The following is a 15,628-nucleotide window of genomic DNA, read 5'->3' on the forward strand; positions in this document are numbered from 1 at the left end:
AAGCGGTGAATGCCGCCTGTTTTCGTCGTCCGGAGTTATGAAGGGAAAGTTCAGGGGCTGCAATCCTCTCGCTGGCGGTATTCGATGAAGTTGATCACGGCCTCAAGCTGCCGGTCATTCAGCAGGACGGCCTGGGATTCGTAAATGCCGCAGTTTTCCGGAAGCAGGGGCAAGTAGTCCAGGGCATCAAAATCTCCAAGCTGGCCGCGGAGGTCCAGCGTCAGCCATGCGGGCAGGAGAAAGCGGTATCCCTTGGGATCGGTAAAAATCAGGGCGTCCCAGCATGCCCGGACCATGGCGGGCGTGATGCGGCGCCAGTCGCTGCGTTCTTCACAGGGGGCGACGGCAGCACATACTTCTCTGGGGGCGTACATGTCCAGGAGCTGCGTGGTCATGAGCCCGATGCCGTCTTCCAGCGTGACGCCGTCAAAGGCGGCGTCAATTTGTTCCATCAGGGCTTTTTCGTCGCGTAAAAGGGATTTGGGCGGGGGAAGGGGCTTGGCGAATTCCTGCCGGAAATACGCCAGAACATGCGCCGCCGCCTGTTCCGGTTCGCTGTCGTAAATGATGTCCAGGGATAGTTCCATGGGGGCATGATACAGGAACGGTGCGGTGTTCCGCCATAGCGGAGAAGGAAGGGTACGTGACTGGAAAGTCATGTTTCCGGGCGTTCCCCAGGAGACGGCGGTCAATGGTGGCATGTGGAGCAGTCCGTTTTTGGCTGGATTTTCCATTGCCGTTTCAGGTATTCGCCAAGCTGGTGCTGCGTGCCGATGCGGCGGCCTTCCTCGTCATGGACGGAGTGGGTGCGGAGATAGTCCGCGGCGGAATAGTGGGAACTGGCCGCTTCCTCCAGCGGGCGCAGGTGGGGAACGGGGTTGCGGTGGCAGTCCAGACACCAGCGCATGCGGGCGTCACGGGGCGCCTTCATCACTTCCATTCCTGCCGCATCCTCATGGCAGGATGTGCAGCCGATGCCGCGGTTCAGGTGGGCCATGTGGTTGAAATAGGCGTGGCCGGAAAGGCGGTTGACCATGACCCAGCGTACCGGCTCTCCCGTATAGCCGGGGAATTGCGGATCAGCCGCCGCGCGCAGGGGGGCGATGAGCGGGCTGTTCGGCAGGATGTGCTGATGGCAGCCCAGGCAGGATTTGGTGTCAGGAATGCCGGCCCGCGGGGAACGCAACGCGGCGGCGTGGCAGGACGTGCACCCCATCTTCAGGTCCCCGGCGTGCAATTTGTGGGAAAAGCGCACGGGCTGCACAGGGGTATGCTCCTTTACGTAAAAGTTGAGATAATACACCCCTCCCAGAATCAGGGCGAGAACGAGCATGCCCAGCGCGATGATGCCGTAAAACCGTCTGTTGGCATGGGGTGGAAAGATGTTGGCCATGGTGCGTAGAGAGGGGGGCGGCGGAGGTCAGGCCGTTCTTCCCGGCCGCGGGATGCGGGCGGGCGGCAATGGCGTGTCCATCGTCAGGTCTTCCGGCACCAGCCTAGCGGTGTTCTTTTTGATCTGTTCCCAGGTGATGCGCTGCCCGGTGTGGGCCGCTTCCCGCCCCAGGATGGCCACCAGCGTTTTGTTGGCCGCGCTTTCCAGCGTTTGCGTCCAGGTGCCGGAGCGCAGAAAGCGGTAAAAGGCCACGTGGGTGTCCGCGTACATGTTGCCCCGTTCTCCGCGGAAGCGCCAGCGCTTGTCCGCCTGGATGTGCGGGCGGTAGGGCGTGACCAGCATGCCTTTTTCACAGACCGTCCGGTCCGTGATCTCTCCGTGGCAGCCGACCCACTGCCGGCATGAAATGTGGCCCACCACGTTGTGGTCGTATTCGAAATAAACGTCGTAATGGTCCCAGACGTCACCGTCGTCCCGGCGCTGGGCGCGGCCTCCGGAGCCGAAGGCGGCCAGCGGAAGCTGTTCGTTCATGGACCAGACCATGCCGTCGATGGTATGGACGATTTGCTCCACGAACTGGCCTCCGCTCAGCCAGTTCCAGGCGGTCCAGTTGCGGAGGGCCCAGGCCACGTCCGTGTCGGTGGCGGGGCGGGAATCCAGCGCCAGCGGGGACTTGGGAGGAGTAGTATAATACAATCCGTCAAAGGAAAGCACCCGGCCGAGTTCTCCGGAGGCCAGCTTGCGGTGGGCTTCCTCGTTCGCCTTGTCGTAACGCCAGCAGAAGCCGTCCAGAATGACCAGGTTTTTAAGTTTGGCGAGGCGGGCGGATTCCAGCACGGAAAGTACGCCGGGTACGTCCACGGCCACAGGTTTTTCCGCGTAAATGTGCTTGTTGGCGTCAATAGCCGCGGCCAGATGTTCCGGACGGAAGGCGGGAGGGGTGCAGAGGAGGACCACGTCAATGTCCGTCTGGAGGAGTTTTCTGTAGCCGTCCAGGCCGTGGAACATGCGGCTCTTGTCCGCCTGCATGCGGGGGCCGTATTGTTCCGTGAGCAGCCTGGCGCCGAAGACGGTCCGTTCCTCGAATACGTCCGCCAGGGCCCATACCACCGTGCCCGGATCGGCGTCCAGCGCGTTTTTCATGGCTCCCAGCCCACGGCCGCCGCAGCCCACCAGCCCCACTTTCAGGGGCCTGGCGTCTGTGAAAGGTTCGGCGGCGTTTACATACGGCGCGGCCATCAGGAATCCTGCGGTTCCTGCGGCAGTCTTCAGAAAATTGCGTCTGTTCCAGATCGGGGCGCCCATCTCAATCAGATTATACGGAGACGTTTGACGGAATCAAACGCTGTATTCAAACGGTGACGCAAAAAGTAGACGCAACCTCCGCCGGCGGAAATTGCGTCTACTACAGGAAACCAATGAATGCACTATTCTGGCTATTGGGTTGAACGGGACACTCTCCCGTTCATCAGGCTAAGCGCGCATGGCGGAAAATTTTGTCTAAAAAACATTCCCGGGGAATGAAAAACTGGTTTGACTCCTGAATCCGCTTTGCCCATGATGACCTCCAATGAGGCCTCCGGCTTCTCCATCAAAAATAGTCTATGAAACAGCTTCTCATTCCTTCTGCATTATTTCTGGCGGCGCTGGCCCTCGTTTCCTGCGACGGCGGGAAAAAACAGGAACAGGCCCCTGAAGCCTCCTCCCAGGAACAAGCCGTTCCCAGGACGCCCGGCGAGGAAATGCTGGCGGTGATGCTGGTGGTCAAGGACCAGGCGACGGCGAATGCCAATGCCGGAAAAATTAGGGAATTGGCCGCCAGGTTGCCCAAGGATATGCCGCATGAGGAAAGCGTAAGCATCATGAATGAAATGCTCCGCTTTGCCAGCCGGGAATGCTACGGCTCTCTGGATCTGGAAGACGCGCTGAAGACGATCAAGTTTGACACCGGGGAATATACGGGCAGCGTTCCGCTGGATGTGGACGGCTTTGAACCCACTCCGGACGAACCGGGGAAATAGGGGGGGGAGACGCCGTGGAAAACGCCTTTCCCCTTTTCATGGGCAGGTCGCGCCGGAATACCGGAAAAGTGCGGATATGCCGCCGTTCGGCAGCGGAGAGAGAACTCATTAGGTCAGGGGGCGGCGCAGTTCTTCAATGGCTTCCGCCATGTCTTCCCGCGTGATTTTTTTGGAAATGCCGGCTTCCCCCGCCTTCGTGAGCAGGACGAAGCGGATGGCTCCGGCACGGAATTTCTTGTCGGAGGCTGTTTTGTCGAGCACCAGTTCCGTATCCATTCCTTCCGGAAGGGTCAGGGGCAGGTCCAGCGCCTGAAGGGCGGAGAGTATTTTCTTGGCGTCCGACGCGCTTAGTCCCGCTTTCCGCTCGCTCAGGAACAGGGCCGCACGCATGCCCAGCGCGACGGCTTCCCCGTGCAGGATGGTTCCGTAGGGAACGGCCGCCTCAATGCCGTGGCCGATCGTGTGGCCGAAGTTGAGCAGGGCGCGGATGCCCTGGGTTTCCAGTTCGTCATGTTCCACGATGCGGGCCTTGATGGCCACATTCCGCGCAATCAGGTCCGGCAGCCTGGCAATGGTATCCAGGGAAAAACCGATGGAAAGTTCCGGTCCCAGGCGTTTCAGGTCATGGAGCATGGAGGCGTCCCTGATGGCGGCATGCTTGACGGCTTCCGCCAGTCCTTCCGCCAGGGTGCGGCGGTCCAGCGTCACCAGGGTGGTGGGATCAATGACGACGACGGACGGCTGGTGAAAGGCCCCGACCAGATTTTTGCCTTCCGGAATGTTGACGGCGGTTTTGCCGCCCACGGAACTGTCCACCTGCGCGACGATCGTCGTGGGAATCTGCATGAAGGGAATGCCCCGGTAATGAATGGCGGCCACGAATCCGGCCAGGTCCCCGACCACCCCCCCGCCCAGTGCGGCTATGCAGCCGGTGCGGTCAATGCCTGCCCGCACCAGTTCGGAACACAACTCTTCCGCCTGCTGCATGCTTTTGGACGCTTCTCCCGCATCCACGACGTGCAGGCTGGGCATGAAGCCCGCGCTTTCCAGGGATTTCCTCACGCGCTCCGCGTACAGAGGGGCCACGTTCGTGTCCGTGACAATCGCTATTTTGCCGTCCAGCCCCGCACGGTAGGCAAACTCCCCTACGCGGTCCAGAGCGCCGTTTTCCACATGAATATCATAAGAACGCTCTCCAAGAGCTAGCGAAATGGTAGGCATGCGGCCAGTATGGAGCATTCCGGATGGAAGCACAAACGGAAAGTGAAGATGAAACGAAGAAGACACCTCTTCCGCGTTCCCCAAATTCCTGGCAGGTTCTTCCGGAATGGTCTGCAAAGAAATGAACGGCGGCGCAAACTTCCCGTGCGGAACGCCGGCAAATGGAGTAATCCGCGCCGTTCAGGGACGGAGAGCCGGAACGCAGGAGGAGGGACTTCCGTTCCCTAATGCGTTTTTGTCTTTGGCGCCAGCGGGGAAAGCGTGTCCAGAATCACCTGTAAATGTTCGGCACGGGTGGGATTGAACGTCCCGTCGTCTTTCCAGATGATATTGCCGTTGCCGTCCAGCAGGACGATGGCCGTTTCCGCCTTTTTGTGGAGGGAAAGCCTTCTGCGGACAAAAGCCTGGTCGTAATAGGAGATCAGGGAATTGGTCTTCATGTAAAAATCGGGAATATCGCCCAGGGCCTGGGTGAAGGCCGGAACGTCCCCTTCTATGGGAGGAGGCTGGAGAACCAGCAAAATCCTGTATTCCACCGGAGTGGGCGTGTGCTTGTACTGCTTGTGCAGGTCTTCGCAGAAGGGAAGCCATGTTTTCATGCTGTACAGCGCTTCCGGATGAAAGACGGTGAGCATGATATGAAAGCTCTTGGGCATGATGGGCGGCAGGGAAACATTGTCTCCCAGCAGGTTCATGCCGTTGATATCCGGAAAGCGGTAACGTCCGTCCCCGGCATAGGGATGCTCCGGGTCGGGCGTTGGCAAGTGGATTTCCTGATGCTTCATGCGCGATTAGACAAGAAACGGAGGGTGAATGTTCATGCCACGGGCTTTTGAAGAGATGGCAAATTCACCCCCGGCAGTCATTTTGTCAGCTTGCACGCAGGTCGGTTGAAAAAACGTTCAAAAAAATTGAAAAATTATTTTATTCATAATCAGTGTATTATGAAAATGTTGACAGGAAGTATGAAAAAACGGTTCAAAATATATTGACAAATAAGTATGTTTTGGTAGACTTCTCGGCACGCCAACACGGCGGCAGTACGAAAGGCCAACGGCCCTGAGGGACCCGGAGAGGGGATCGATGGGAAGGGAAGCCGGCCGTCTGCAGGAAGCTTTTTTAGATAGAGAGCGCCGATAAGAAGATTTTCAAGGGAATGACTACCGAACCCTACGCAGGGCCGTCCTTTGAGCGATGAGAATCGCCCGGAGGAGTACCGGCTTGAAGGAGCGACCTAGCTCTGAGAGGGTAGGGTTGGTAGAAGCAAGGGAAGGAAAAAAGGTCGTGACGCGCGCCGTGCTGGTATAAGCGAAGAGGCATGAGGGAGACAAACCCGAGTGAAGAGCTTGCGAAGCATGGCGCAAATGAAATCGAGAGATTCCATTTGGTCCAGCAATTTCAAAAATTATATTTGATGGAGAGTTTGATTCTGGCTCAGAACGAACGCTGGCGGCGTGGATAAGACATGCAAGTCGAACGGGAGAATTGCTAGCTTGCTAATAATTCTCTAGTGGCGCACGGGTGAGTAACACGTGAGTAACCTGCCTCTTAGTGGGGGATAGCCCTGGGAAACCGGGATTAATACCGCATACGATTGAAAGATCAAAGCAGCAATGCGCTAGGAGATGGGCTCGCGGCCTATTAGTTAGTTGGTGAGGTAACGGCTCACCAAGGCGATGACGGGTAGCCGGTCTGAGAGGATGTCCGGCCACACTGGAACTGAGACACGGTCCAGACACCTACGGGTGGCAGCAGTCGAGAATCATTCACAATGGGGGCAACCCTGATGGTGCGACGCCGCGTGGGGGAATGAAGGTCTTCGGATTGTAAACCCCTGTCATGTGGGAGCAAATTAAAAAGATAGTACCACAAGAGGAAGAGACGGCTAACTCTGTGCCAGCAGCCGCGGTAATACAGAGGTCTCAAGCGTTGTTCGGAATCACTGGGCGTAAAGCGTGCGTAGGCTGTTTCGTAAGTCGTGTGTGAAAGGCAGGGGCTCAACCCCTGGATTGCACATGATACTGCGAGACTAGAGTAATGGAGGGGGAACCGGAATTCTCGGTGTAGCAGTGAAATGCGTAGATATCGAGAGGAACACTCGTGGCGAAGGCGGGTTCCTGGACATTAACTGACGCTGAGGCACGAAGGCCAGGGGAGCGAAAGGGATTAGATACCCCTGTAGTCCTGGCAGTAAACGGTGCACGCTTGGTGTGCGGGGAATCGACCCCCTGCGTGCCGGAGCTAACGCGTTAAGCGTGCCGCCTGGGGAGTACGGTCGCAAGATTAAAACTCAAAGAAATTGACGGGGACCCGCACAAGCGGTGGAGTATGTGGCTTAATTCGATGCAACGCGAAGAACCTTACCTGGGCTTGACATGTAATGAACAACATGTGAAAGCATGCGACTCTTCGGAGGCGTTACACAGGTGCTGCATGGCCGTCGTCAGCTCGTGTCGTGAGATGTTTGGTTAAGTCCAGCAACGAGCGCAACCCCTGTTGCCAGTTACCATCGAGTAATGTCGGGGACTCTGGCGAGACTGCCCAGATCAACTGGGAGGAAGGTGGGGACGACGTCAGGTCAGTATGGCCCTTATGCCCAGGGCTGCACACGTACTACAATGCCCAGTACAGAGGGGGCCGAAGCCGCGAGGCGGAGGAAATCCTGAAAACTGGGCCCAGTTCGGACTGTAGGCTGCAACCCGCCTACACGAAGCCGGAATCGCTAGTAATGGCGCATCAGCTACGGCGCCGTGAATACGTTCCCGGGTCTTGTACACACCGCCCGTCACATCATGGAAGCCGGTCGCACCCGAAGTATCTGAAGCCAACCGCAAGGAGGCAGGGTCCTAAGGTGAGACTGGTAACTGGGATGAAGTCGTAACAAGGTAGCCGTAGGGGAACCTGCGGCTGGATCACCTCCTTTCTATGGAGTAAGTGCAGCATTGACTGCATAGGTCGGCTCTCGTCCCGAGGGATGAGAAAGCGTATCTCGCGAGGGAGCGCAACGAACTACAACAAGATGTGTAAAGCAGGCTCGCCTTTGAGCGGAGCCGGTACGACGTGCGTCACGGCCTTTTTTTCAGAAAGAACCGCAACTGGGGGTATAGCTCAGTTGGTAGAGCGCCAGCTTTGCAAGCTGGATGTCCGGGGTTCGAGTCCCCGTGCCTCCACCAGTTTCGGTAAGCGGGTTGAAAGAGGAAAAGAACTGTTAACTATTAACCATTACTTGTTAACTATTAACTGTTACCTATTCCCTATCAACTGCAAGAGACCCAAGCCGGGCCTGTAGCTCAGTTGGTTAGAGCACGCGCTTGATAAGCGCGGGGTCACAGGTTCAAGTCCTGTCAGGCCCACCAAGAAATTGCTTATTGGAAGGAAGACGAAAATTGACATCTGCGTGGCAAAGAAAACGATTGCTGAGAAGCAATCGCTTTCCAACAAGTGGGTAGTTGAATAACAACAACTACAACAACACAAAAACATGCATACCAAGATAAAAAGACAATACAGTAAGTCACGAAAGGGCTTTGTGGTATTGTAGGAGTGGTAAAAAACTTTTGCAATATGATGAAGTAAGTAAGGGCGTACGGTGAATGCCTTGGTGCCAACAGGCGAAGAAGGACGCGGCAAGCTGCGAAAAACCTCGGGAAGCTGCAAGCAAGCGATGATCCGGGGGTGTCCGAATGGGGTAACCTGACTGGGGTAATACCTGGTCGTTCATACCTGAATACATAGGGTATGAAACGCAATACCCGCTGAAGTGAAACATCTCAGTAAGCGGAGGAAAAGAAAGAGAAATCGATTCCGTAAGTAGTGGCGAGCGAAAGCGGATGGAGCCCAAACCGAAGGTACTCCTTCGGGGTTGTAGGACCACGACATATTCGACCATAGTGGATAGTAGAACAGTCTGGAAAGGCTGGCCATAGAAGGTGAAAGCCCTGTAGACGAAATCCAGAGTGGGAATTAGTGGTATCCTGAGTAATACATCACACGTGGAACGATGTATGAATCAGCGCGGACCACCGCGCAAGGCTAAATACTAGTTGGCGACCGATAGTGAACAAGTACCGCGAGGGAAAGGTGAAAAGAACCGCTGTGAGCGGAGTGAAATAGAACCTGAAACCGTATGTCTACAAAGTGTCAGAGCAGAGCAATCTGCGATGGCGTGCCTTTTGTTTAATGAGTCTGCGAGTCAGTGTTTGTGGCAAGACTAAGGGCTTCCGGCCCGGAGTCGCAGCGAAAGCAAGTCCGAATAGGGCGCATTAAGTCGCAGGTACTGGACCCGAAGCGGAGGTGACCTACCCTTGGCCAGGTTGAAGCATGGGTAAAACCATGTGGAGGACCGAACAGGTGAACGTTGAAAAGTTCTCTGATGAGCTGAGGGTAGGAGTGAAAGGCTAATCAAACCCCGTGATAGCTGGTTCTCTTCGAAATGCATTTAGGTGCAGCGTCACGTGCTGATGCGCGGGGGTAGAGCACTGACAAGGCTAGGGGGCACACCCGCTTACCAAACCTTATCAAACTCCGAATACCGTGCAATGGAACGTGGCAGTGAGACAGTGGGGGATAAGCTTCATTGTCGAGAGGGAAACAACCCAGACCAGCAGCTAAGGTGCCTAAATAACGCTGAGTGGAAAGGATGTGGGATTACACAGACAGTGAGGATGTTGGCTTAGAAGCAGCCACCATTTAAAAAATGCGTAATAGCTTACTCATCGAGTGATCCTGCGCCGAAAATGATTGGCGATCAAGCGTTATACCGAAGCTCTGGACTTTGCCGCAAGGCAGAGTGGTAGAAGAGCGTTGCATGCGCATTGAAGGGTGATGGCGACTGACCCTGGAGCGCATGCAAGTGAGTATGCAGACATGAGTAACGTAAAGCCGGGTGAAATCCCCGGCCGCCGTAAACCCGAGGTTTCCAGGGCAACGTGTTTCGTCCCTGGGTTAGCCGGGACCTAAGCCGAGGCCGAGAGGCGTAGGCGATGGATATCAGGTTAATAATCCTGAGCTCGCGACCCTTAAACTGGGGGGACGCATGAGAAGAGATGACCAGGTTATTGAATTCCGAGCTGGGTCCACGGACCCAGCGCATCATCAAATCGAGTGCCAAGAAAAGCCCCAGCGTATGCTAAGCGACCCGTACCGCAAACCGACACAGGTGGGTGGGTAGAATATACCAAGGCGTAAGAGTGAAACCTGGTTAAGGAACTCGGCAAATTAGCCCCGTAACTTCGGAAGAAGGGGTGCCTGCAGCGATGCAGGCCGCAGAGAAATGGCCCAACCGACTGTTTATCAAAAACACAGCACTCTGCAAAGACGCAAGTCGAAGTATAGGGTGTGACACGTGACCAATGCCGAAAGATTAAGGCAAGGGGTTAGCCGCAAGGCGAAGCTCTGAACCCAAGTCCCGGTGAATGTCGGCCGTAACTATAACGGTCCTAAGGTAGCGAAATTCCTTGTCGGGTAAGTTCCGACCTGCACGAATCGTGAAACGAGTTGGGCACTGTCTCAACCAGGCGCTCAGTGAAATTGTAGTGGCGGTGAAGATGCCGCCTACCCGCAGAAGGACGGAAAGACCCTATAGACCTTAACTGTAAGCTGTCATTGTTTCTTCGGTTTTAATGCTCAGAGTAAGTGGGAGACGCTGAAGATGCCCTTTAGGGGGCATCCGAGTCATCAATGAGACACCACCCTTTGAAACTGGAGGATCTAACCCTGAGCCGTGAATCCGGCCAGAGGACCGTGTCAGCCGGTCAGTTTTACTGGGGCGGTATCCTCCCAAAGAGTAACGGAGGAGCGCGAAGGTGGGCTCAGCCCGGTTGGCAACCGGGTGTCGAGTGCATGGGCATAAGCCCGCCTAACTGTGAGACCAACAAGTCGAGCAGATGCGAAAGCAGGCCCAAGTGATCCGGCGGTAGAAAGTGGAATTGCCGTCGCTCAACGGATAAAAGGTACCTTAGGGATAACAGGCTGATCACGCCCAAGAGTTCATATCGACGGCGTGGTTTGGCACCTCGATGTCGGCTCGTCGCATCCTGGGGCTGGAGAAGGTCCCAAGGGTCCGGCTGTTCGCCGGTTAAAGCGGCACGCGAGCTGGGTTCAGAACGTCGCGAGACAGTTCGGTCCTCTATCCTCTGTGGGCGTTGGAAAATTGAGGGGTTCAGACCTTAGTACGAGAGGACCGGGTCTGACGCACCACTGGTGCATCGGTTGTACTGTCAAGTGCATGGCCGAGTAGCTAAGTGCGGAAGGGATAAGCGCTGAAAGCATCTAAGCGCCAAGCCCATCCCAAGATGAGTTTTCCCTATAGGTTCGTGGAAGACCACCACGTCGATAGGTCGCAGGTGTAAGTGCAGCAATGTATTGAGCCAAGCGATACTAATCACCGATAGACTTCATCATATTACATCACACTCCCAATCGTGAATACAACTTACCAAATGTCCTATTCACCATATGCATGAAATAACACCACCAGCCACGCAGATGTCAGTTTACGCTGACCCCCTTCCCAATAACACATTCACCTTAAACAGGAAGAAAATCTCCTTGCCACACAACAAACACTAAAAAAATCCCCCCCAAAAAAGCACCCCTAACAAGGGCGCCGGGCAGGCAGGATGAAGCCCCTCCCAACAGAGAAGCTCCCCCCTGAAGCCCGGTGGCCAGAGCGCAGTGGTCCCACCCGGTCCCGTTCCGAACCCGGAAGTGAAACGCTGCCGCGCCAATGGTAGTCGGACGATAGGTCCCGCAAGAGTAGGTCGCCGCCGGGATTTTTTACCATCAAGCCCCTGGAGTTTAAACAACTCCAGGGGCTTGTTCTTTTTCTTGAAAACAACCCATTTAAACATGCCATTAAGATATTAATGGACTCAATGGACCTAAGGGACACGGTAAACTTAATGGACAGAGGGGGCTCCGGAAACTTAAGGGACAAAGAGAGTTTGATGTCGGCACCATTACGGCCAATATGTCCATTAAAGTTCTTTAAAGAATTGTAAACCAGATAACCAGCTCTGCATGCAGCATCCTCTCTGCAAGAAAACACCTGGCGTAATGTTTTCTTAACTCTTCACTTTTCTTTCTTAACGCTTTAAGTAGGGGGCAGATATTGACGCAAGCCGTGCCTTCTCCAAAATAGCGGTGTATGAAATCCCATATTATTCAGAAACCTGTTGCCGTCATTTTGGGAAACTCCGGCAATATAGGATGCTTGGCCGCCAGGGCGTTTGCCTGCCAGGGAACTGCGGTTGCCATGATGCATGAGGCCGGTGAACGGTCTTCCCGGGTGGTTGACTGCCTTCCGGGGGATAATCACTTTGCCATGTCGGGATGTTTGAGCCGTTCTTCCGATCTGGCTTCCTTTGCGGGGCTGGTGCATACCCTGTATGGGCGTGTCGATTATTTGATCAATTGTGAAGATGCTGCGGTTGCAGTCCGGGGACTGCATTGTTCCGCACGCGCCCGCCTGTCCGTTTTGCTGGAGCATGCTTTCGTTTCCGGCGCCGTGATCGTCAATATGGTTTCCTGTTCCGGAAGAAAAATGAAACGGCGGTGGAGGGAAGATGCTTCCCGGATGGAGGATGACTTGGCCCGGAGAGATGTCAGGATGAACCAGGTGGTGATTCACCGACCTGTTTTTCAGCGTTTCTCCCATGCCCGACTGGCTTCTTCCGCCTGTGCGGCCGCTTTGTTTCTGTGCGGGAGTGAAGGCAGGCATATTGACCGGGAGTACATTGTCGTCAATGAAAGAAGGGCTGTCCGGAGACCCGGCGTATGCCCGGAAACGCCCCTCTTTTTTCTCAAGTCCTACCTGGAATTTTGTTCTGTCTGCTCCCGGACGGTGTTTCTGGATGCCTGACACGCATGCCATATTTCTGTATTCTGTCGTGACAAAAAGTGTCTGTTAGGATAGTATGTTTCCAAGTAAGGTTATGAAGTTTCAAGGTCTTTATACAGCAATTGTGACTCCGTTTGCCGGAGCCCGCGTCGATGAAGAGGCTTTCAGGATGCTTGTGGAAGAGCAGGTGGCCGCCGGCGTTGCCGGGATTGTGGCCGTAGGTACTACGGGAGAATCCCCTACGTTGACTGTGAAAGAGCATTTGAGGGTGATTGAACTGGCTGTGGAATGTGCGGCCGGCCGTATTCAGGTGGTTGCCGGCACGGGAGCCAATTCCACGGCGGAGGCCATCCACATGACGCAGGAGGCGGAAAAGATGGGCGTGGACGGAACGCTTCAGGTATGCCCGTATTACAACAAGCCTTCCCAGGAAGGCGTTTATGCGCATTTCAAGGCCATTGCGGACGCCACAAGGCTCCCGATCATGCTGTACAGTATTCCCGGCCGTTGCGGCATTGAAATTTCCGTGGAAACGGTGGGACGCCTTGCGAAGGATTGCCCGCATATCATCTGCGTGAAGGAAGCCGGCGGGAACGTCGACCGCGTGAGCCAGCTGATGCAGGTGGTTCCGGAAGATTTCACCATTTTGTGCGGTGATGACGGCCTGACGGTGCCTTTCATGGCCTGCGGGGCCAGCGGTCTTGTTTCCGTTTCTTCCAATTTGATTCCCGGCATCATGAATTCCATCGTGAAAGCAGGCCTGGATAAGAACATGGCGGAGATGCTTTCCCTGCAAAAGACGTTTTACCCGCTCATGAAGGGGATCATGACGCTGGATACCAATCCCGTCCCCATCAAGGGCGCCATGGCGTTAAGAGGGGATATTCAGCCGGGCGTGCGTCTTCCCCTGGTGCCTTTGTCGGAGGAGAAGGCGGCGCAGCTTTCCGCCCTTCTTCAACGTTTTAACATTCTTTAATATCTTACCTTTATGATTTCCATTCTTGTTACAGGCAGTTCAGGCCGCATGGGGCAGGCCGTCCAGGAGGCGGTCACGCAGAATCCGGAAACGTGTGTGGGAGCCACGCATGACCAGGGTCAGGAGCTGTATCCCGCCCTGGCAAAGTGCGATGTGGTCATTGATTTTTCCCATCATGGCTTTACCAGCACTCTGCTGGCGGAGGCTGTGGCCAACAACAAGCCTGTGGTGATTGGAACTACGGGCCATACGGACCTGGAACGGCAGGAGATCATGGATGCCGCCGCTTCCATTCCGATCGTGTTTGCCTCCAATTATTCCGTCGGCGTGAATACCCTGTTCTGGCTGACGCGCAAGGCAGCGCAGATTCTGGGCGGCAGCTGCGACATGGAGGTGATGGAGATGCACCACCGTCACAAGATTGACGCCCCTTCCGGCACGGCCCGTACGCTGGCGGAAATTTTGTCCGGCGCCATTGACCGGAATTATGAAGACAGCGTCGTTTTCGGCCGCAGCGGTTTGGTCGGGCCCCGGCCCGACAACGAAATCGGCATGCATTCCCTCCGGGGAGGAGACGTGGTGGGAGACCACACCGTGGTGTTTGCTTCCGACGGCGAACGCCTGGAACTTACACACAAGGCTTCCAGCCGCATGACGTTTGCCTCCGGCGCAGTGCGCGCCGCCCTCTGGCTTCAGGGAAAAGAGCCGAGACTGTATAACATGGAAGACGTCCTGGGCTTGTCCAAACTGTAATTTTCCGGCATTCCGGCCGTCCCTTTATCTGGACTGCCGGAGTGCCTTGTTACCTATGAAAAGAGCCGGTATTGCGCTGGGATCAAACCTCGGAGACAAGAACAGCCTGATTGTGAAGGCGCGGGACCATCTGGCACAGATGGCCTTGTCCGACGATCCCTTTTTGCAGTCCTCCCTGTACGCAACAAGCCCTTTGGGATGCCCCCATGGCTCCGATGATTACTTGAATGCCGTGGTGGAGTTTACCTGGGCCGGAACGGTGGAAGAACTGCTGGTGCATTGCCAGGGGATAGAACGCGCCCTGGGCCGCGTGCGCTCCGGCATCAGATGCGAACCCCGCACGGCGGATGTGGATATTATTTACGTAGGCGGCCTGGTGATTAATGATCCCCCCCGCCTGATCCTGCCCCATCCGCGAGCCCATTTGAGGAAGTTTGTACTGAAGCCGCTTTCCGACATCAGGCCGGATCTGGTCCTGCCGCTCCAGAAAAAAACGGTTTCCCGCCTGCTGGCAGAGCTTGTGACGGAGGAGACGGAGCCGCTTCTTGTTGCGGAAAAGTGGTAAAAAACATTTTTATTAATGCCATGAATCAATCTGTTGAAAAGGCGGAACGCATCCGCGCCTGCAAGGGCACGCGGCATGTGACGCTGGTTACCGCTTATGATTATCCCACGGGACGCCTGCTGGATGAGGCCGGCGTGGATGTCGTCCTGGTGGGGGATTCCGTAGGAATGGTCCAGCTGGGCTTTCCGGATACCACCCACGTGACGCTGGACCATATGGTCCACCATGTGGAGGCCACGGCGCGCGGCGTAAAAAACGCCCTGCTGGTGGGGGATATGCCCATCCATACTTATGAGACGGTGGAGGACGCCGTGCGTACCGCGGGAAAACTGTTCCGGGCCGGAGCGGATGCCGTCAAGCTGGAAGGCGGCGCCTCCCAGGCGGAAAAGATACGCGCCATTGTGAAGGCGGGGATTCCCGTGATGGGCCATATCGGTCTGCTGCCTCAAAAAGTTCTGGAAGAGGGGGGATACAGGATCAAGGGGAAATCCGCTGCTGAGGCGGACGCCCTGGTGAAGGATGTTCAGGCCGTGGCGGAGGCCGGAGCCTGCTCCGTGGTGGTGGAAGGCGTTACGCCCTCCGTGGCGCGCCGTATTACGGCTCATTCTCCCGTTCCTACTTTGGGCATCGGTTCCGGAGCGCATACCTGTGACGGGGATGTGGTGGTGATCCATGACCTGGTGGGGGCGTTTCCGTGGTTTGTCCCGGCCTTTGTGAAGCCCCGCGCCGACGTGGCCGGAAGTATGACGACGGCGGTGAAGGAGTGGATGAAGGACGTGTACACGGAACCCGGAACTGCGGGCTCCTAGCCCTGGACGATTTTTATGCTGGTTTTTTCTACATGCTGGAATTCCCACCG

At 56.0% G+C, this 15,628-nt stretch carries 11 protein-coding genes, 2 tRNA genes and 3 rRNA genes; 11 read left to right on the forward strand and 5 right to left on the reverse strand.

Annotated elements, in window-relative coordinates; translation table 11 throughout:
• Positions 1-50 precede the first annotated feature (50 nt).
• Genes OQH67_RS08320 through OQH67_RS08330 form a run of 3 tightly spaced genes read right to left on the reverse strand, consistent with a single transcriptional unit; the run spans position 51 to position 2,698 of the window.
• Entirely contained in the window at positions 51-701 is a 651-nt protein-coding gene (locus tag OQH67_RS08320; RefSeq protein WP_215435836.1) for a DUF6714 family protein, read from the reverse strand.
• Positions 689-1,393 (reverse strand): cytochrome c3 family protein, encoded by a 705-nt coding sequence (locus OQH67_RS08325; protein WP_215435834.1) that lies wholly within the window; start codon positions 1,391-1,393, stop codon positions 689-691. The genes OQH67_RS08320 and OQH67_RS08325 overlap by 13 nt, the downstream gene beginning before the upstream one ends.
• Before the next feature lie 27 nt (positions 1,394-1,420).
• Positions 1,421-2,698 carry a Gfo/Idh/MocA family protein gene (locus OQH67_RS08330; protein ID WP_215435831.1) on the reverse strand — a complete coding sequence of 426 codons (1,278 nt, stop codon included), beginning with the start codon at positions 2,696-2,698 and terminating at the stop codon, positions 1,421-1,423.
• A gap of 299 nt (positions 2,699-2,997) precedes the next feature.
• Here OQH67_RS08330 and OQH67_RS08335 point away from each other — a divergent pair, with 299 nt between their 5' ends.
• Complete coding sequence (locus OQH67_RS08335; protein ID WP_215435829.1) at positions 2,998-3,414, forward strand: hypothetical protein; 417 nt, start codon at positions 2,998-3,000, stop codon at positions 3,412-3,414.
• Between the two features lie 108 nt (positions 3,415-3,522).
• Here the strand turns inward: OQH67_RS08335 and aroB are convergent, their stop codons facing one another.
• The gene (gene aroB / locus OQH67_RS08340; RefSeq protein WP_215435827.1) at positions 3,523-4,635 is read right to left on the reverse strand and encodes a 3-dehydroquinate synthase; all 1,113 of its coding nucleotides are present in this window, start codon (positions 4,633-4,635) and stop codon (positions 3,523-3,525) included.
• A gap of 224 nt (positions 4,636-4,859) precedes the next feature.
• Complete coding sequence (locus OQH67_RS08345; RefSeq protein WP_067571787.1) at positions 4,860-5,420, reverse strand: hypothetical protein; 561 nt, start codon at positions 5,418-5,420, stop codon at positions 4,860-4,862.
• A 626-nt stretch (positions 5,421-6,046) separates the two neighbouring features.
• On the opposite strand from OQH67_RS08345, the gene OQH67_RS08350 reads away from it, so the two are divergent.
• From OQH67_RS08350 to panB, 10 genes are all read left to right on the forward strand, one after another.
• Positions 6,047-7,558: ribosomal RNA gene (locus tag OQH67_RS08350) — 16S ribosomal RNA — on the forward strand.
• Between the two features lie 174 nt (positions 7,559-7,732).
• Positions 7,733-7,808 (forward strand) — tRNA-Ala (locus OQH67_RS08355).
• Between the two features lie 106 nt (positions 7,809-7,914).
• Positions 7,915-7,991: transfer RNA gene (locus OQH67_RS08360), tRNA-Ile, on the forward strand.
• 210 nt (positions 7,992-8,201) lie between these two features.
• Positions 8,202-11,037 (forward strand): 23S ribosomal RNA (locus tag OQH67_RS08365).
• Between the two features lie 255 nt (positions 11,038-11,292).
• Positions 11,293-11,408 (forward strand): 5S ribosomal RNA (rrf, locus tag OQH67_RS08370).
• Together the 16S, 23S and 5S rRNA genes with 2 tRNA genes alongside form the textbook arrangement of a ribosomal RNA operon.
• A gap of 374 nt (positions 11,409-11,782) precedes the next feature.
• Positions 11,783-12,496 carry an SDR family oxidoreductase gene (locus tag OQH67_RS08375; RefSeq protein ID WP_215458988.1) on the forward strand — a complete coding sequence of 238 codons (714 nt, stop codon included), beginning with the start codon at positions 11,783-11,785 and terminating at the stop codon, positions 12,494-12,496.
• A gap of 73 nt (positions 12,497-12,569) precedes the next feature.
• Positions 12,570-13,451 carry a 4-hydroxy-tetrahydrodipicolinate synthase gene (gene dapA, locus OQH67_RS08380; protein ID WP_215437186.1) on the forward strand — a complete coding sequence of 294 codons (882 nt, stop codon included), beginning with the start codon at positions 12,570-12,572 and terminating at the stop codon, positions 13,449-13,451.
• 12 nt (positions 13,452-13,463) lie between these two features.
• Positions 13,464-14,204 (forward strand): 4-hydroxy-tetrahydrodipicolinate reductase, encoded by a 741-nt coding sequence (gene dapB / locus OQH67_RS08385; RefSeq protein ID WP_215437176.1) that lies wholly within the window; start codon positions 13,464-13,466, stop codon positions 14,202-14,204.
• Positions 14,205-14,259: 55 nt separating this feature from the next.
• The gene (folK, locus tag OQH67_RS08390) at positions 14,260-14,769 is read left to right on the forward strand and encodes a 2-amino-4-hydroxy-6-hydroxymethyldihydropteridine diphosphokinase (RefSeq protein ID WP_215437174.1); all 510 of its coding nucleotides are present in this window, start codon (positions 14,260-14,262) and stop codon (positions 14,767-14,769) included.
• 20 nt (positions 14,770-14,789) lie between these two features.
• A complete protein-coding gene (gene panB / locus OQH67_RS08395; RefSeq protein WP_215437172.1) occupies positions 14,790-15,578 on the forward strand; it encodes a 3-methyl-2-oxobutanoate hydroxymethyltransferase in 789 nt (262 codons plus the stop codon).
• Positions 15,579-15,628: the final 50 nt, after the last annotated feature.

Origin of the sequence: Akkermansia biwaensis (assembly GCF_026072915.1) — a bacterium.
Classification (GTDB): Bacteria; Verrucomicrobiota; Verrucomicrobiia; order Verrucomicrobiales; family Akkermansiaceae; genus Akkermansia; species Akkermansia biwaensis.